Origin of the sequence: Micromonospora sp. AB353 (assembly GCF_049538395.1) — a bacterium.
GTDB lineage: Bacteria > Actinomycetota > Actinomycetes > Mycobacteriales > Micromonosporaceae > Micromonospora > Micromonospora aurantiaca.
Genome location: NZ_JBMVFV010000050.1, coordinates 25,146 through 42,649, shown reverse-complemented (window position 1 = coordinate 42,649; position 17,504 = coordinate 25,146). Strand labels below are relative to the sequence as shown.

Sequence of the window (17,504 nt, the reverse complement as noted above, 5' to 3'; positions counted from 1 at the left end):
GTACCACCGCGGGCGCGTGTGCCGGCCTGGGCCAGCGCGACGATCTCCGCGTGCGGGCCGCCGGCGTACGCGTGGAAGCCCTCGCCGACGACCTCGCCCTCGGTGTCGAGCAGCACGCAGCCGACCACCGGGTTGGGGCTGGTGGTGCCGAGGCCGCGCGCGGCCAGTTCGATGGCACGACGCATCGCCTCGTCGACGGAGACGCTCGCCATGGCCGCCTGTCCTCCCGCTCGCCGGTCGCGCGCGGGCGGTTCGGGAGCAGCGGCAGGAAAGCCGCGGACACGCGGCGGCGGGAACCCGGGGACGGCGACGCCGACCCCGGGGAGCCCACGCGGCGGCTGAGGGTGCTCAGCGGCCGGCAGGGGCCTCCCCCGTTCCGCGCGCTGTCTCCCATCCGGACTTTCTGGGGGCGGACGAGCCGCACCCCAACCGTCGGCCCCGGATTCTCACCAGGTCCACCGTCCGGCCGAAGCCGTCCGGGTCGCGGGCTTACCACGGTCGGACCGTGGATCACCGCCGGTTCGGAATTTCACCGAGCCCCGCCAGCGCGTGGTGGGTATACGGGAAGTCTTACACGTTCCGCCCGGGCGCGCGCCACAGAGGCGAGCTACCTCACAGGACCGCCTCAGGTGACGCCGCGCCGTCGGTCCACCGCCACGTACGAGCCGGGCTGGCTCTTGGCCACCGTCTTCATCTCCGAGGCCACCGCGATCGCCTCCAGCGGGTCGGTGAACCGCTTGCCGGAATCGGACAGCGACACGCCGATGGAGAGCGTCACCAGCGCGGCGCGGCGGATGTTGCCGCGCCGGTCCTTCAGCTCGACGAAGCCGCGTTCCCGGTCGGTGGCGTCGTAGAGCGCGTCGGCGGCCTTCTCGAAGTCGACGACGGCCCGGCTGGTCAGCGGCCGGACCTGGCTGGGGGCGCAGACGATGACGAAGTCGTCGCCGCCGACGTGGCCGAGGAACGCCGGCGGCATCCCGATCGACACCACCGCCCGGTGCAGGCTGCGGGCCAGGGCCGAGATGAACTCGTCGCCGCGCACGAAGCCGTACCGGTCGTTGACGCTCTTGAACCGGTCGATGTCGATGTAGCCGACGGCGTAGTCGACGCCGTTGCGGACCCGGTCGCTGATCTCCCGCCGGATCCGGCTGTTGCCGGGCAGCCCGGTCAGCGGCGAGACCTCCCGGAACTCCTTGTTGCGCCGCAGCGTGGAGTTGACCCGCGCCACCAGTTCCAGCGTGTCGAACGGCTTGACCAGGTAGTCGTCCGCGCCGACGCTGAGCCCGTTGACCTTGTCCTGGGTCATCCCCTTGGCGGTCAGCATGATCACCGGGAGGGCCGAGGTCATCGGGTCGGCGCGCAGCCGCCGGGTCAGTTCCAGCCCGTCGATGCGCGGCATCATCAGGTCGACCACGGCGAGGTCGGGCCGCTGCCGCTCGATGACCTCCAGCGCCTCCTGACCGTCGGCGGCGTGCAGCACCTCGAAGCCGTGCAGGCGCAGGTTGAACTCGACGAAGCGGGCGATGTCCTCGTCGTCGTCGACGACGAGGATCACGTCGGGTCGCTCGCCGGCCGGGTCCATCTCAGGCCCCGGTCATCGCGCGTTCCGCCAGGCCCCGCAGGCGGCGCACCGCCTCCGCGGGATCGTCGGCGCCGTAGACGGCGGTGCCCGCGACGAACGCGTCGGCACCGGCCGCGGCGGCCTGCTCGATGGTGTCCGCGGCGATGCCGCCGTCGACCTCGATGCGCAGCTCCAGGTGCCCGCTGTCGACGTGCCGGCGGGCTGCGCGCACCTTGTCCAGCAGTTGCGGCAGGAACCGCTGGCCGCCGAAGCCGGCCTTGATCGTCATGATCAGCAGCGTGTCGAAGCTCGGCAGCAACTCCAGGTACGGCTCGATCGGGGTGTCCCGGTCGATCGCCAGCCCGGCCTTCGCCCCGGCCGACCGCAGGTCCTTCGCCAGCGCCACCGGGTCGTCGCACGCCTCGGCGTGGAACGTGACGTTGTACGCCCCGGCGTCGGCGTACCCGGGCGCCCAGCGCCGCGGATCCTCGATCATCAGGTGCACGTCGAACGGGATCCCGGTGACGGCGCGCAGGCTCTGCACCACCGGCAGCCCGATGGTCAGGTTGGGTACGAAGTGGTTGTCCATGACGTCGACGTGCAGCCAGTCGGCGGCGGGCTCCACGGCACGGACCTCGTCGGCGAGGCGGGCGAAATCGGCGGCCAGGATGCTGGGCGCGACGATCGGCGGCGGTACGGTCACGGGGCCAGTGTACGAACGCGGTGATCCGGAGGTAGCGGCACGGCTCCCGGAGCGACCAGCGGTGATCCTTCCGTCACCCGTGGTGCACCATCCGGCCGTCCGGGGAGAAAATCGGCACGAATAGTCGCCGGTGACTGGCCGATCGATTGAAAGATGACGAAACTCCTACAGGGACGGTCACGTATGCTGCACGCCCGGGCGCGGGGGACGCCGGTCGGGCCTATGACGACCGGCTGTCATCTCTCCCGGAAGGGGCGGACGATGCGACGGTGGCTCCACGTGCTCGCGCTGGCCGGCGCCGCGACTGCGGTGCTCGCGGGTTGCGCTCAGGTGCATCGGGCCGACGGCGACCTGATCGACGACTGGGCGGCGCTGCCGGTGCCGCAGCTGTTCGTCCCGGCGACCGAGGCCTGCCTGCCCCGGCTGAGCACCGTGGTGGCCGCCGCCACCTACGAGACGGTCAACTGCGCGGGCAGCCACCTGGCCGAGACCGTGCACGTCGGCCGGTTCAGCGGGCCGGCGGCGCAGGGCGTACGCCCGGAACCGGGCTCACCGGCGCTGCGGACCGCGCGCGCCGAGTGCGACCAGCGGGCCCGGGAGATGATCGGCGGGGACTGGCGGGCCGCCCGGCTGACGCTGAACATCGCGCTGCCCACCGTCACCGCCTGGACGTCCGGTGCCCGCTGGTTCCGCTGCGACCTGGCCGAGACCGACAGCATCGACAACACCCGCCCGGTCAACCGGGTCGGCAGCCTGCGCGGCGCGCTCGTCGGCGACAACCCGCTGGTGCACAGGTGCTTCGACCCGAAGCTGATCGGCCAGAACCTCAACTACATGGCCCCGGTGCTGTGCACCGAACCGCACCGCGCGGAGTTCGTCGGCGTGTACGAGGAACGCGACATGAGCTGGGCGGAGTTCACCAAGGGCGCGCCCGCCACGCACCGGCGCTGCATGACGCTCATCGCCGCGTTCGCCGAGGTGCCGGACAACGCCGAACTGCCGTACCGGGCCGGGTCCATCTTCTACCCGCCGTCGCAGCGGGAGTGGGAGGAGGGCGACCGGGGCGTGCGCTGTTTCCTGTGGAGTGACGACCGCAAGCTGAACCGATCGGTGCGCGGCGCCGGCCCCGAGGGACTCCCGGTCACCTGATCGGCTGCCGTATGCTCCACCGCCGAGGCGTACCGGGTGACCGGACGGCGCCGGATGCGCGGGGGAGGTCGGTCGGGATGCGGCGATGGCGGGTGGCGGTCACCGTGGGCGCGGCGCTGGTGCTGGCGCTCGGCGGCTGTGCCGCGCCGGCCGGAGTGGACCGGGACCTGGTCGACGACTGGCCCGCGTTCGCCGCTCCGGTCGGGTTCGTGCCGCAGTCCGGCGCCTGTCATCCCACCGTCGCCGACGTCGGCTACCTCAGCGGCTACCAGCCGGTCGACTGCGCCACCCCGCACCGCACCGAGACGCTGCACGTCGGCACGATGACCGGCGCGGAGGCGGAGCGTTCCGCGCCGCCGCGTACCGGATCGGCGGGGATGCGTGCCGCGCACGCCGAGTGCGCCCGCCAGGTCACCCGCGCCGTCGGCGCGGACTGGCGCTCCGGGCGGCTGCGCCTGGCGGTGGTCTTCCCGTCGGCGCTCGCGTGGTCCGGCGGGGCCCGCTGGTACCGCTGCGACGTGGCCGAGATCAGCGACCTGGACGAGGGTGCCGTGTCCCAGCGCACCGGCAGCCTGCGGGGGGCGTTGAAGCCCGGCTCGAAGCTCGCGCTCGGCTGCTTCAACCCGAAGCTGAGCAAGGACGAGGTGCAGTCGATGCGGCCGGTGGCCTGCACCAGCAAGCACCACGCCGAGTTCGTCGGCGTCTACCAGGCGCCGGACATCAGCTACGCGGAGTTCGACCGCACGCCGCTGCGCGCGCACAAGGCCTGCCGCAGCCTGATCGCCAAGTACGCCGGGCTGCCGAACGACGGCAACATGCAGTACCGGGCCGGGACCATCATCTACCACCCGTACGAGGAGCAGTGGCGCGACGGCGACCGGGGCGTGCAGTGCTTCCTGTGGGTCTCCGGACGGTCGCTGACCCGCTCGGTCAAGGGCGCGGGCGCCAAGGCGCTGCCGATCAACTGAGAACCGGGCGGGGCGGGCCGGCGCCCACCCCGCCCGGTACCGCTCAGCCGACCTGCAGCGTCACGTCGTCGACGACGAAGCTGGTCTGCAGCGAGGAGTCCTCGACCCCGGTCCACTTCAGCGTGACCGTCTGACCGGCGTACGCGGCCAGGTTGAAGGTGCGCTGGGTGTAGCCGGTGGCCTTGTTCAGGTTCGAGTACGTGGCCAGCGTGGTCGAACCGACCTGCACGGTGAGCTTGTCGTACGCGGTCGAGGTGGTCGTCTCGGCCGAGTCGATGTGCAGCCAGAACGAGAACGTGTAGCTGCTGCACCCGGACGGCAGCGTGACCGACTGGGACAGCGTGTCGGTACGCGAGGAGCCGTACCCGTTCATCCACGCCTTGTACGACCCGGTGCGGGCCGCCTGGCTGGAGCTGTTGGTGATCACGCCGGAGCTGGCCGTCCACGGCGTGGTGCCGGACTCGAAGCTGCTGTTGCCGATGAGCTGCCCGCCGGTGCAGCCGCCGCTGCCGCCGGTCACGGTGAGCGTGTAGCTCGCGGTGCGGGTGGCCGAGCCGGTGCCGGTCACGGTGAGCGTGAACGTGCCGGTGGTGGCCGTCGACGAGGCGGTGACGGTCATGGTGGCCGAGCCGCCCGAGGTGACCGAGGACGGGCTGAAGCTCACCGAGACGCCGCTCGGGGCGCCGCTGGCGGACAGCGCCACGGTCTGCGCGCTGCCGGCGGTGGTGGCGGTGCTGACGGTGGCGGTGGTGGAGCCGCCCCGGGCGACGCTGCCGGAGGTGGGGCTCACCGAGACGGAGAAGTCGTTTGTCGGCGTGCCGCCGCCGACCGCGAGCTGCCAGATCGTGTACGCGACGCCGTCCGCGGCCCGGTTCAGGATGGTCGTGTTGATGTTGCTGGTGTTGTCGCAGGAGCGGTGGTAGCACCCGTCGTACGCCGCGCCCGCGGTGCCGCCCCACTTGCTGGCCTGCGCCGAGGTCTTGGTGTAGCTGGCGCCCGCCGCGTAGCCGGAGGTCTGGATGCCGGCGTTGGCGAACGAGTAGTCGTCGGAGCGGCCCTGGCCCTCGGTGTTCTCCTCCGGCGAGATGCCGAACGAGTCCCAGTACGCCTTCAGCGGCGCGGCGGTGGCGGAGGTGATCCGGTTGATGAAGTAGCCGCCGTTGGGCGAGCCCACCATGTCGAAGTTGTAGTAGCCCTTGATGTAGCCGCGCTGGGTGGAGCTGAGCTGGTTGACGTAGTGCTTGGAGCCCTGCAGGCCCTGCTCCTCGCCGTTCCACCAGGCGAACCGGACCCGCTTGGTCATGGTCGGGTTCTGCGCGGCCAGCACCAGCGCGTTCTCGAGCAGCACCGACGAGCCGGAGGCGTTGTCGTTGATGCCGGGGCCGGCGGCGACGCCGTCAAGGTGGGCGCCGAACATGACGACCTGGTCCGAGGGGCCCTGCGGCCACTCGGCGATCAGGTTGTTGCCCGGGTAGGTGCAGGTGGAGCAGTTCTGCTCGGTGACCGTGTAGCCGGCGGCCTGGAGCTTGCCCTTGACGTAGTTGACCGACGCCGTGTAGCCGGCCGAGCCGGAGCGCCGGTTGCCCCCGTTGCTGGTGGCGATGGAGTTGAACTGGGTGAGGTGGGTCTGGATGTTGCTGAGGGAGACGTCCGGCGCGGCGAGTGCGGCGACGGCCGGGGCGGGGGCGGCGGCCGGAGCGGGGGCGGCGGAGGCGGTGCCGGCCAGGCTCGCCGTCGTCAGGGTGGCGACGAGGGCGAGCGCGAGGCTCGTGGTCGGCGTTCTGCGTCTCATGGAGACTCCTCGTGGGGGTTCGGCGGGCGGGGGTGCCGGGACCGGTGGTCGAAACAGTTACATGCATCGATCGAACAGTCAACGGGCTGTCACATCCCACCGGCCCCCTCCCCCCACCGGGATGCCGCACACGCTCCATCCCTCCCCATTTCTCCCACGACGATCAAGGAGTTCGTGTCCGGGCACGGCGGCCCCGGGGACACGAACTCCTTGATCGACTGCGAGGGGGAGGTGGATCAGACCCGGCGGAGGACCGCCAGGAACATGGCGTCGGTGCCGTGGCGGTGCGGCCACAGCTGCACGGTGGGGCCGTCACCCAGGCCCGGCATCCCGGCCGGCAGCAGCGGCCGCGCGTCGACGAAGTCGACACCGAAACCGCACCGCCGGGCCGCCTCGGTCACCGTCACGTGCGTCTCCACCACGTGCGGCGAGCAGGTCACGTACGCGACCAGGCCACCCGGCCGGGCCGCCCGTAGCCCGGCGGTGAGCAGTTCCCGCTGCAACCGGGTCAGCGGCGGCAGGTCCGACGGCTGGCGGCGCCACCGCGACTCCGGGCGGCGGCGCAGCGCGCCCAGCCCGGTGCACGGCGCGTCCACGAGCACCCTGTCGAAGTGTTCCTCCGGCAGCTTCGGATCGCTGCCCACGCTGCGCCCGTCGGTGTGCAGCACCGTCACCGGCAGTCCACGGGTGGCCTGTGCGACCAGCCGCGCCCGGTGCTCGGCCACCTCGACCGCCGTCAGCCGGGCGCCACGGATCGCGGCGAGCGCGCCGAGCAGACCGGACTTGCCGCCCGGACCGGCGCACAGGTCCAGCCAGCGGCCGTCCGGGCCGTCCAGCGGCGCCGCGGTCAGCGCGTCCGCCACCAGCTGGGAACCCTCGTCCTGCACGTGCGCGCGGCCGTCGGCCACCGCCGGCAGGTCACCCGGCGCACCGCCGGGCAGGTAGACCGCGTACGGCGAGAACGCGCCGGGTGCGCCGCCCACCTCGTCGGCCAGCGCCACCGGATCGGCCAGGCCCGGCCGGGCACACAGGTGCACCGGCGGCCGCTCGTTGTCCTCGATGAGCAGCCGGGTCGTCTCGCCCATGTCGCCGCCGAGCGCCTCGGCGAACGACCGCACGATCCACTGCGGATGGCTGTACGCCAGCGCGAGGTGCCCGATCGGGTCGGTCTCCTGCGCCGGAGCGAGCTTCGCCACCCAGGCGTCGGCGTCCCGGCTGGTGATCTCCCGCAGCACCGCGTTGGCGAACCCGGTGGCGCCCGGCCCCACCGACCGGACCAGGTCCACCGTGGAGGACACCGCGGCGTGCGCGGGCACCCGGGTGTGCAGGATCTGGTACGCCCCGAGCCGCAGCGCGTCGCGCACCGGCGGGTCGATGCGCTGCACGTCCCGCCCGGCCGCGTCGGTGACGATCGCGTCGAGCGTGCCGGTGTGCCGCAGCGTGCCGTAGGTCAGCTCGGTGGCGAACGCGGCGTCCCGGCCGGTCAGCCCGGCCTCGCGCAGCATCGCCGGGAGCACCAGGTTGGCGTACGCGTCGTCGCGGTGGACCGCCGCGACCGCCTCGTACGCGATCTGCCGGGGCAGGTCGACTGCCGGACGGGCCGGACGCCCGCCGCGCCGGTCCCCACCGAACCGGTCCCCGCCGGAACGGTCGCCGGCGCGCCGGTCCGCGGCGGGCCGGTCGGCACGCTGCCGGGCGCCGCGCTCACGGTCGCCGCGCCGGTCGGCGCCGGGCCGGTCGGCGTGCTCACGCGCGTACCCCCGGGGACGCTCGCCCTCGACGGGGCGGTCCGGGCGCGACGGCCCCGTCACGCGAACACCTCGCCGGCGGTGACCCGGGCGCCGCGCGCCCAGTCGCCGGCGGGCATGGCCTTCTTGCCGGCGGCGCGCACCTCGCCGAGGCGCACCGGCGTGGTGGCGGTGCCGACGAGCACACCGGACTTCTCCACGTGCAGTTCCCCCGGCTTCAGCTCCGGGCCGTCGGCCAGCGGGGTGACCGGGCCGAGCTTGACCCGGTCGTCGCGGAACGTGGTCCACGGGCCGGGCGCGGGCGTGCAGGCGCGGATGCGCCGGTCCACCGCGAACGCGGGATCGCCCCAGCGGACCCGGGCGGCCTCCACCGTCAGCTTCGGGGCGAGCGAGACGCCGTCGGCCGGCTGCGGCACGGCCCGGGCGGTGCCGGCGCCGATCGCGTCGAGCACCGCGACAAGCAGCCCGGCGCCGGAGTGCGCGAGCCGTTCCAGCAGGTCACCGGAGGTGTCGGCGGGCCGGATCTCGTCGGTGACGGTGCCGTAGACAGGGCCGGTGTCCAGCCCCTCCTCCAGCTCGAAGACGCTGGCTCCGGTCAGCTCGTCGCCGTGCAGCACGGCGTGCTGCACCGGCGCGGCGCCGCGCCAGGCGGGCAGCAGCGAGAAGTGCAGGTTGATCCAGCCGTGGCGGGGGATCTCCAGCGCCACCGGCGGCACGAGCGCGCCGTAGGCGACCACCGGTACGCAGTCCGGCGCCAGCTCGCGCAGCCGGTCGAGGAACTCCGGCTCGCGCGGACGGGCCGGGGTGAGCACCTCGACGCCGTGCGCGTCGGCCCACGCGCCGACCGGCGAGCGGACCAGTCCCCGGCCCCGCCCGGCCGGGGCGTCGGGGCGGGTGACCACGGCGAGCAGCTCGTGCCCGGAGGCGGCGATCGCGTCCAGGGCGGGTACGGCGACGGCCGGCGTGCCGGCGAAGACCAGGCGCATCCGGGTCACCGCCCCAGGCCGAACGGGTTGCCGGCGGCGTGCGGGCTGAGCTTCACGGTGGGCGGGGCGGCCTGGTCGTACCAGTCGGCCTGGCGGATCGCCTTCATGGCCTCCTTGCGGCCGGCCGGGTCGAGCCGGTCGACGAAGAGCACGCCGTCGAGGTGGTCGGTCTCGTGCTGCACGCAGCGGGCCATCAGGCCGGTGCCGACGATCTGCAGCGGGTCGCCGTAGCCGTTGAAGCCCTTGGCGATCACGTTCTGCCGGCGCTTGGTGTCGAAGTAGAGCCCGGGGATGGACAGGCAGCCCTCCGGACCGTCCTGCTCCTCCTCGTCGGGGAACTCCAGCACCGGGTTGACCAGGTGGCCGAGGACGTCGTCGACGTCGAAGGTGAACACCCGCAGGCCCACCCCGAGCTGCGGCGCGGCCAGGCCGGCGCCGCTCTGCTCGCGCATCGTGTCGGTCAGGTCGGCGATCAGCTTGCGCAGCTCGGCGTCGAAGTCGACGACCGGGTCGGCCGGCGTGCGCAGCACCGGATCGCCGAACAGACGGATGGGCTGGACGGTCACTCGGCGTGGCTCCTTGTCTGGGTCGAACGATGCGCGTCCAGTCTACGGAGTCGGCCCGGCCGCCCCGGGTCGCGTACCGGGAACGGTGACCGGGGCCGCCTCCCGGCCCACTGTCACCGGCAGCGTGGCGTGACCACGCAGGGTGAGCCGGACCCGCCGCTCGGGCCGGCCCGCCACGGCCAGCCCGGGCAGCCGGCGCAGCAGCAGCGGGAACGCCACCTGCGCCTCCAGCCGGGCCAGCGCCGCGCCGAGGCAGTAGTGCGGCCCGGCACCGAAAGAGAGCGGCGCGATCTGTGCCCGCCACGGGTCGAAGCGGGCCGGATCCGGATAGCGGCGGGGATCACGGTTGGCCGCGCCGAGCAGCACGATGACCCAGCTCTCCGGCGGCAGGTCGACGTCGCCGTACCGGGACGGCGCGGTGCTCATCCGCGAGGTGAGCTGCACCGGCGAGTCGTAGCGCAGGAGCTCGTCGACGTAGGCGGGCGCGAGATCGGGCCGCTCGCGCAGCGCCGCCGCGGCGCGTGGATGCTCCAGCAGCGCCACCAGGCCGTTGCCGAGCAGGTTGGTGGTGGTCTCGAAGCCGGCCACCAGCAGCACGATCAGGTTGGCCAGCAGCTCGTCGCCGGAGAGCCGGTCGCCGCCGTCGTGGGCCTGGACCAGCGCGGTGGTGAGGTCGTCGGCCGGCGCCCGGCGGCGCGCCGCCACCAGCTCGGTGAAGTAGTCCCGCAGCTCGGTCGCGCCCCGGTCGGCCACGGCCAGCTCGTCGGCGGTGATCTCCGGTTCGAGCACGCCGGTCAGGTCGGTGGCCCAGCGCCGGAACAGCGGCCGGTCCGCCGCCGGTACGCCGAGCAGCGCGCAGATCACGCCGACCGGCAGCGGGTACGCGAACGCGGCCATGAAGTCGACCGGCCCCCTGTCGGCGGCGGGCATCGCGTCGACCAGCTCGTCGGCCTGCGCCCGCACCACGTCGCGCATCGCGGCGATCCGGCGCGGGGTGAACGCGCCAGCGGCCAGCCGCCGCATCCGGCTGTGGTCGGGCGGGTTGGTGCGCAGCATCGACCGCGAGATCGACAGCACCGCCGGGCTCTCCCGCCAGCCCGGCATGAACTGGTCGCGCAACGCGTCGTCCATCACACCGAAGCGCGAGTCGCGCAGGATCGCGTCCGCCTCCGCGTAGCCGGTGACCACGTAGAAGACCGGCCCGGCCTGGACCACCGGGCCGTGCGCGCGCAGCCGCTCGTACGTCGGATAGGGGTCGAGACGACCCTCGGGGGACATCAGCAGCGCGAGCGCGTCGGTCGGATCCACGATTCCGCCTCCCCAGGCATCGGAGGCCTTCATCATGCTCCGGCCCGCCGGATCGGGTGAACCCTCACCGGCGAGGTGGCGGTGTCCCCGGCGGTCAGACGCCGGCGCCCGGCTCCCCGGCGAGCACCGGGCCGCCGCCGAGCAGCGCGTGCTCCGGCAGCGGCAGCGTGATGCCGTGCGCGTCCTCCCAGTCGTGGATCAGCCCCGGGCGGGCCTGCGCGGTGAAGAAGTCGACGGCGCTGATCCCGCCGACCACCGGCTCGTCCACCTCGGCGACCAGGCGGGCCGCGACCATCGGCAGGCCGGCGCGCACCGCCGCGCTGAGCCGCCGGTGCCCGTCGACGACGAAGAAGTACTCGCCGGTGTAGCCGATGCTCAGCGGCTCCGGCTCGCCCTCGCTGCCGGCCGTCTCGGCGGCGGCGTCGGCGTCCCAGAGACCGCGCAGCGTCGACACGTCCTCGGTGGGGTACACCCGGTTCGGGTCGAGCAGCAGCAGTGGCCGGCCGGCGCGCAGCACGTCCGCGCCGAGGCGACCCTCGTAGACGTCGATGACGTGCTGGATGACCTGCTCCGGGTCGGCCCGGGTGGTGTCGCAGACCAGGTCGTAGTTGCGCAGGCGGGCCTTGTCGACGCCGTACCGGACGATGAACCGGCCGCGTTCGCTCTCGCTGCGCTCGCGCAGCTTGGCGCGCGCCTCCTCCAGCGAGGTGTAGCTCTCGGCCGGGCCGGACGGGCGGGCCAGCACGCGCCGGGCCGCCTCGGTCGGCTCGGTGATCATGTGCACCTTGAGCGCGTCGGTGAAGAAGTGCCAGGCCAGCCGGGAGTCCATGACCAGGGACTCACCGGAGGCGGCGATGTCACGCTGGAGCTGGTCGACGTACCCGTCGACGGCCTGGTCCAGCTCGGCGTGCAGGTTGAGCTGGAGGGCGGTCATCTGCCGCTCCTGGGCCATCTGGCGGTACAGGTCGCCGACGCTGACCCGGCGAAGCCCGAGCCGCTTGGCGATCTCGACCGAGACGGTGCTCTTGCCACTGCCGAGGTCACCGTTGAAGACGATCGACTGACGAACGGTCACGACTGGTCCACCCCTGCTCACCGGCTGACTGACGACATCGAATCCGTGTCGGCCCGACGTGCTCTGGCACCCGCCGCGCCGCGTCCCGCGCGGGAAAACCGCGCGGCTGGGCATGACGGGCGATGCTATCACCGCCCGCTACTCGATTGCCGGACCAGGTGTGCGGCAAACCCCAGGTCACGACCGTGCGCGAGGGTTCGCGTGCGCACTGTCACGCGACCGGCCACGTCCGGTCAGAACAGGGTGAGCGGGTCGACCTGGAGCCGTACCGGGTCGGCCGCCTTGCGGGCGCTGCGCTGCCCGGCGGCGGCGTGCAGCGCCTCGGCCATCGCGGCGGCCCGGGACCGGGGCACGCGGACCAGCATCCGCTCCCGGCCCTCGTCGGCCGGCACCGGGCCGAGCACCTCGGCGTCGCCCGGCAGCCGGGCGCCGGCGAGCAGGTCGGCCACCGCCTCGGCCGCGCCGGTGACGCTCGCCATCCGGACCGCCGGGGGGAAGCCCAGCTCGCGCCGCTCGGCCAGTTCCCGGGCCGCGAACCAGGCGGAGTCCCAGCGCAGCAGCGCCTGCACCGGGGCCAGCGCGCCGTCCGCGACCACCACCACCCGGCCGCCTGCCGTACCGGGCCGGGCCAGCGCGGCGGCGGCCATCCACCGCCGCAGCGCCTCCTCGCCGGCCCGCAGGTCGGCCCGGGTCAGCAGCGCCCACGAGTCGAGCAGCAGCACCGCGCCGTATCCGCCCTCGGCGACCGGCTCGGCGCCCGGGGTGGCGATCACCAGCCCGGCCCCGCCCGGCACGCTCGCCAGCACCTCCTCCCGCCCGGAGGTCCGCACCGGCACGCCGGGGAACGCCCGGCCCAGTTCCTCGGCGGTCCGCCGGGCGCCGGTCACCGAGGCGCGCAGCCGCCGCCCGCCGCACTCCGGGCAGGCGTACGCGGCGGCGACCCGCCCGCACCAGCGGCAGGCGGGCGTGCCCTGCGCCGACGGCAGGGAGAGCGGCCCGGCGCAGTGCGGGCAGCGCGCCGGGGCACGGCAGTCGGCGCAGGCCACCGACGGCACGTAACCGCGGCGTGGCACCTGCACCAGCACCGGCAGGTCCGCGCGCAGCGCGTCCCGGGCGGTGGTCCAGGCCAGGCTCGGCAGCCGCGCCGAGGCCGCGCCGGGGTCGCGGGCCAGTTGCGGATCGTCGCCGGTGGGGGCCAGGGCCGGGGTACGCGCGCGCACCACCGCCCGGTCGGCCACCACCTCGCGCGCCCAGCCGGTCTCCACCAGCAACTGCGCCTCGGCGGTACGGGCGTACCCGCCGACCAGCGCGGCGATGTCGCCGAGCTGCGCCCGGGTGAGCAGCACGTCGCGGGCGTGCGGGTAGGGCGCGCGCGGTTCGGCGTGCAGGTCGTCGCCGTCGTCCCAGATCGCCACCAGGCCGAGCCGCCGCACCGGGGCGAACATCGCCGCCCGGGTGCCGATCACCACGTCCACCTCGCCCGTGCGGGCGGTGAGGAAGGCCCGGTAGCGGCGGGCCGGACCGTCGGCGGCGGTGAGCCGGACGTGCCGCCCCGCGCCGAGCACTGCGGTCAGGGCGGCGTCGAGGCGGTCCAGGTCGCGGGCGTCGGCCACCACCACCACAGCGCCCCGGCCGCCCGCCAGCGTGGCGGCGACCGCGTCGGCGTACCGGTCGGCCCAGTCCTCCCCGGGCAGCGCCGACCAGACCGCGCGGGCGGGCTTGCCGTCGGTGAGCGCGCGCAGCAGGGCCGGCCCGGCCGGGTAGTCCCGCCAGCCGCGCGGGTCCACCTCCGCCCGGCCACCCGGCCGGGCGCCCGCGTCGGCGTCCTCGGCCGCTCCGCCGTCGGGCGCGGTGCCGTCGGCGGGGCTGCCGTCGGGCGCGGTGCTGCCGGTGGGTCCGGTGCCGTCGGTGGGGCTGCCGTCAGGCGCGGCCGCGGTGACGGCCTTCTCGGCGCGGGCGTGCCGGGGCGGCACCGCCAGCCGGAGCACGTCGGCGAGGCTGCCGGCGTACCGGTCGGCGACCGCGCGGGCCAGCCGGGCCACCTCCGGGGAGAGCACCGGCACCGGGGACACGACCTTCTCCAGGTACGCGAGCTTCGGGTGCTCGGACGACTCGGCGCGCTCCAGCAGCCAGCCGTTGACGAGCTGCCCGGCGAACCGCACCTTCACGCGTACCCCCGGCCGGGCGTCGGCGTCGAGCGCCTCCGGCACCAGGTAGTCGAACGGGCGGTCGAGATGCGGCAGCGGCACGTCCACGCAGACGCGCGCGACCGGCGACCCCTGCGCGGGTCGCCGGTCGCGGCGCGTGGTGGTGGTCAGGCTCCCGCGGCCGACTTGAGGTCGGCGGCCCGGTCGGTGCCCTCCCAGGTCAGCTCCGGCAGCTCCCGGCCGAAGTGGCCGTACGCGGCGGTCTGCTGGTAGATCGGGCGCAGCAGGTGCAGGTCCCTGATGATGGCGGCCGGACGCAGGTCGAACACCTCGGCCACGGCCTTCTCGATCGAGGCGACCGGCACGGTCTCGGTGCCGAACGTCTCGATGAACAGGCTCACCGGGTGCGCCTTGCCGATCGCGTACGCCACCTGCGCCTCGCACCGCTCGGCCAGCCCGGCGGCCACGACGTTCTTGGCGACCCAGCGCATCGCGTACGCGGCCGACCGGTCGACCTTCGACGGGTCCTTGCCGGAGAACGCGCCGCCACCGTGCCGGGCGTACCCGCCGTACGTGTCCACGATGATCTTCCGGCCGGTCAGGCCGGCGTCACCCATCGGGCCGCCGATCTCGAACCGCCCGGTCGGGTTGACCAGCAGCCGGTAGCCCTCGGTCTGCAGGCCGAGGCCCTCCAGCTCCGGGGCGATGACGTGGTCGCGGATGTCCGGGGTGAGCAGCGACTCCAGCGAGATGTCCGCGGCGTGCTGGCTGGACACGACGACGGTGTCGAGCCGGACCGGGCGCAGCCCGTCGTACTCGATGGTGACCTGGGTCTTGCCGTCCGGCCGCAGGTACGGGATCGTGCCGTCCTTGCGGACCGCGGCGAGCCGGCGGGCCAGCCGGTGCGCCAGTGCGATCGGCAGCGGCATCAGCTCGGGCGTCTCGGAGCAGGCGAAGCCGAACATCATGCCCTGGTCGCCGGCGCCCTGCGCGTCCAGCGCGCTCTCCGACCCGCCGGTACGCAGCTCGAAGGCGTTGTCGACGCCCTGGGCGATGTCCGGCGACTGGGCGCCGATGGACACGCTGACGCCGCAGGAAGCGCCGTCGAAGCCCTTCTTCGACGAGTCGTAGCCGATGCCGAGGATGGTCTCGCGGACGATGGTCGGGATGTCGGCGTACGCCTTGGTGGTCACCTCGCCGGCCACGTGCACCTGACCGGTGGTGATCAACGTCTCCACCGCGACCCGGCTGTGCGGGTCCTGGGCGAGCAGGGCGTCGAGAATGCCGTCACTGATCTGGTCGGCGATCTTGTCCGGGTGGCCCTCCGTGACCGATTCGGACGTGAAGAGACGTGTCACGGCACTCCTAAGCATGTGAAGACTTTTAAAGGTCGCTCGGCGGCAGTTTAGTCACCGTCGTTCCGCCGTGACCCGATGAACGCGGGTCGACCAACCGTCAGGAACGTGACGGCAGCCGCGGACAGACGAGGTCCCAGACGGCGTCGGCCAGGGCCTCCTTGGGCTGCTCGGGCAGCCGGTGCACGGTGCCGTCGGCGCCGATCACCGTGGCCGCGTTGGTGTCGGCGCCGAAGACCTTGTCCACGCCGACCTCGTTGACCACGATCATGTCGGCCCCCTTGCGGGCCAGCTTGGCCCGGCCGTTGGCCTCCGCGTCGTCGGTCTCGGCCGCGAAGATCACCAGCACCTGCCCGGGACGGCGACGCCGCCCCAGCTCGGCGGCGATGTCCGGGTTGGTGACCAGCTCGATGGTCGGCGCGACGCCGTCGTCGGACTTCTTGATCTTCCCGCTGGCGTAGCTGGCGGGCCGGAAGTCGGCGGGCGCGGCGGCCATCACCACGGCGTCCGCGTCGGCCGCCGCCGCGAGCGTGGCGGCGCGCAGCTCCTCGGTGGTGCCCACCCGGACCAGGTCCACCCCGGCCGGGTCCGGCAGCGCCACGTTCGCCGCGACGAGCGTGACCCGGGCGCCCCGGGCCACGGCGGCGCGGGCGAACGCGTACCCCTGCTTGCCGGACGACCGGTTGCCCAGGAACCGGACCGGGTCCAGCGGCTCGCGGGTGCCGCCGGCGGTGACCACCACGTACCGGCCGGCCAGGTCGGCCTCGGCCTCGACGCCGCGGGCCAGGGCCCGGCGGGCCACCGCGAAGATCTCCGCCGGGTCGGGCAGCCGGCCCTTGCCGGTGTCCCGCCCGGTGAGCCGGCCCACTGCCGGCTCGATCACGCGGACGCCGCGCGAGCGCAGCGTGGCCACGTTCGCCACGGTCGCCGGGTGCTCCCACATCTCGGTGTGCATGGCCGGGGCCAGCAGCACCGGGCAGCGCGCGGTCAGCAGCGTGTTGGTGAGCAGGTCGTCGGCGAGACCGTGAGCGGCCTTGGCGAGCAGGTCGGCGGTGGCCGGCGCGACCACGACCAGGCCGGCGTGCTGCCCGAGCCGCACGTGCGGCACCTCGTGCACGTCGGACCAGACGTCGTCGGCGACCGGCCGGCCGGACAGGGCCGCCCAGGTCGGCGCCCCGACGAAGCGGAGCGCCGAGGCGGTCGGTACCACCCGGACCCGGTGACCCGACTCGGTGAAGAGCCGGAGCAGCTCACACGCCTTGTAGGCGGCGATGCCGCCGCCGACCCCGAGGACGATCTCGGCGGGCATCGGCGCGGGCGCGGCTACGGCTGGTCGGTCGGCTCGGCGGTGAGCAGGCCCGCGTTGATCTCGCGCATGGCGATGGAGAGCGGCTTCTCCTGCGGGGTGGTCTCCACCAGCGGGCCGACGTACTCCAGGAGGCCCTCACCGAGCTGGCTGTAGTAGGCGTTCACCTGCCGGGCGCGCTTGGCGGCGAAGATGACCAGCGCGTACTTCGAGGTGGTCTTCTCGAGCAGCTCGTCGATCGGCGGGTTGGTGATGCCCTCGGGGTTGGTGGCGATGGATCCCACGAATTAAACCTCTGCGTCTCGTGCGCCGCCCGCGGGCGGTCGGGCCGGAGCCAGGAAGGACGAACCGAGCAATCCTACCAGCTCCGCCGCGGCGCGCTCGGTGTGGTCGTGTGCCACGGCGTGGGCGAAGACGGCCGCGACGTCCGGGTCCGCCCGGTACGCCGGCGGCGCGAGCAGCACCAGCCGGGCGCCGGGCGCCGCCGCCCGTACCGCGAGCGCGCCGCCCAGATCCAGCGGCAGCAGCACCGGCCGGCCCTCGGCGAGCCGCGTCCGCACCCCGGTCCGGGGCACCCCCCGGCGGTACGGCCCGATCCGGCACCACTCCAGCAGCTCCCCGGCGGCGATCAGCCGGTCGAAGCCGGGCGCGTCGAGGAAGACGCGGTCCACGCCGTCGCGCTCGTCGGGACGGGGTGGGCGGGTGGTGGCGACCACCGGCACCCAGACAGACGCAAGGCGCGCCCGGACCGCCTCGACGACACTGCTCCGGCCGGCCCCGGAGGGACCGGACAGGACAGTGAGCCGAGCCGCCGAGCGCGCCTCGTCATCCGTGCTCACC

General features: G+C 74.2%; 15 protein-coding genes, 1 pseudogene and 1 riboswitch. Of the genes and pseudogenes, 2 read left to right on the top strand and 14 right to left on the bottom strand.

Features of this window, described 5'->3' with window-relative positions; genetic code table 11:
• The 3 genes and pseudogenes from ACPCK6_RS20065 to rpe form a co-directional block, all read right to left on the bottom strand.
• Positions 1–212, bottom strand: a pseudogene (locus tag ACPCK6_RS20065) (bifunctional diaminohydroxyphosphoribosylaminopyrimidine deaminase/5-amino-6-(5-phosphoribosylamino)uracil reductase RibD); the annotation flags it as partial.
• Positions 213–378: 166 nt separating this feature from the next.
• Positions 379–551, bottom strand: a riboswitch (FMN riboswitch).
• 74 nt (positions 552–625) lie between these two features.
• Positions 626–1,582 carry a GGDEF domain-containing response regulator gene (locus tag ACPCK6_RS20060; RefSeq protein ID WP_194802855.1) on the bottom strand — a complete coding sequence of 319 codons (957 nt, stop codon included), beginning with the start codon at positions 1,580–1,582 and terminating at the stop codon, positions 626–628.
• A gap of 1 nt (position 1,583) precedes the next feature.
• Complete coding sequence (rpe, locus tag ACPCK6_RS20055) at positions 1,584–2,264, bottom strand: ribulose-phosphate 3-epimerase (RefSeq protein ID WP_128137820.1); 681 nt, start codon at positions 2,262–2,264, stop codon at positions 1,584–1,586.
• A 261-nt stretch (positions 2,265–2,525) separates the two neighbouring features.
• On the opposite strand from rpe, the gene ACPCK6_RS20050 reads away from it, so the two are divergent.
• Together ACPCK6_RS20050 and ACPCK6_RS20045 are read left to right on the top strand one after the other, a co-directional pair.
• Positions 2,526–3,413, top strand: coding sequence for a septum formation family protein (locus tag ACPCK6_RS20050; protein WP_194802856.1), 888 nt, complete (start codon positions 2,526–2,528; stop codon positions 3,411–3,413).
• A 77-nt stretch (positions 3,414–3,490) separates the two neighbouring features.
• The gene (locus ACPCK6_RS20045; protein WP_423481873.1) at positions 3,491–4,381 is read left to right on the top strand and encodes a septum formation family protein; all 891 of its coding nucleotides are present in this window, start codon (positions 3,491–3,493) and stop codon (positions 4,379–4,381) included.
• 43 nt (positions 4,382–4,424) lie between these two features.
• Here the strand turns inward: ACPCK6_RS20045 and ACPCK6_RS20040 are convergent, their stop codons facing one another.
• The 11 genes from ACPCK6_RS20040 to ACPCK6_RS19990 all read right to left on the bottom strand — a co-directional run bounded on the left by ACPCK6_RS20040 (position 4,425) and on the right by ACPCK6_RS19990 (position 17,503).
• On the bottom strand, positions 4,425–6,173 hold the full coding sequence (locus ACPCK6_RS20040) for a M28 family peptidase (protein ID WP_396880457.1): 1,749 nt from the start codon (positions 6,171–6,173) through the stop codon (positions 4,425–4,427).
• Positions 6,174–6,409: 236 nt separating this feature from the next.
• On the bottom strand, positions 6,410–7,984 hold the full coding sequence (locus ACPCK6_RS20035; RefSeq protein WP_423481872.1) for an RsmB/NOP family class I SAM-dependent RNA methyltransferase: 1,575 nt from the start codon (positions 7,982–7,984) through the stop codon (positions 6,410–6,412).
• Positions 7,981–8,907: a methionyl-tRNA formyltransferase gene (gene fmt, locus ACPCK6_RS20030; protein ID WP_423481871.1), complete on the bottom strand. Its 927-nt coding sequence runs from the start codon at positions 8,905–8,907 to the stop codon at positions 7,981–7,983. Before fmt ends, ACPCK6_RS20035 begins: the two co-directional genes overlap by 4 nt.
• Positions 8,908–8,912: 5 nt before the next feature.
• Complete coding sequence (def, locus tag ACPCK6_RS20025; protein ID WP_396880459.1) at positions 8,913–9,473, bottom strand: peptide deformylase; 561 nt, start codon at positions 9,471–9,473, stop codon at positions 8,913–8,915.
• Positions 9,474–9,515: 42 nt separating this feature from the next.
• Complete coding sequence (locus tag ACPCK6_RS20020; RefSeq protein WP_423481870.1) at positions 9,516–10,781, bottom strand: cytochrome P450; 1,266 nt, start codon at positions 10,779–10,781, stop codon at positions 9,516–9,518.
• Positions 10,782–10,875: 94 nt separating this feature from the next.
• A complete protein-coding gene (locus ACPCK6_RS20015) occupies positions 10,876–11,856 on the bottom strand; it encodes an AAA family ATPase (protein ID WP_396880461.1) in 981 nt (326 codons plus the stop codon).
• A 233-nt stretch (positions 11,857–12,089) separates the two neighbouring features.
• A complete protein-coding gene (locus ACPCK6_RS20010; protein WP_423481869.1) occupies positions 12,090–14,111 on the bottom strand; it encodes a primosomal protein N' in 2,022 nt (673 codons plus the stop codon).
• A gap of 59 nt (positions 14,112–14,170) precedes the next feature.
• Positions 14,171–15,376 carry a methionine adenosyltransferase gene (gene metK / locus ACPCK6_RS20005; protein WP_135239432.1) on the bottom strand — a complete coding sequence of 402 codons (1,206 nt, stop codon included), beginning with the start codon at positions 15,374–15,376 and terminating at the stop codon, positions 14,171–14,173.
• A gap of 82 nt (positions 15,377–15,458) precedes the next feature.
• Entirely contained in the window at positions 15,459–16,667 is a 1,209-nt protein-coding gene (gene coaBC, locus ACPCK6_RS20000) for a bifunctional phosphopantothenoylcysteine decarboxylase/phosphopantothenate--cysteine ligase CoaBC (RefSeq protein WP_423481868.1), read from the bottom strand.
• Positions 16,668–16,681: 14 nt separating this feature from the next.
• Positions 16,682–16,948 carry a DNA-directed RNA polymerase subunit omega gene (rpoZ, locus tag ACPCK6_RS19995; protein ID WP_013285517.1) on the bottom strand — a complete coding sequence of 89 codons (267 nt, stop codon included), beginning with the start codon at positions 16,946–16,948 and terminating at the stop codon, positions 16,682–16,684.
• 3 nt (positions 16,949–16,951) lie between these two features.
• A complete protein-coding gene (locus tag ACPCK6_RS19990; RefSeq protein WP_318333487.1) occupies positions 16,952–17,503 on the bottom strand; it encodes a nucleoside/nucleotide kinase family protein in 552 nt (183 codons plus the stop codon).
• Between the last annotated feature and the right edge of the window lies 1 nt (position 17,504).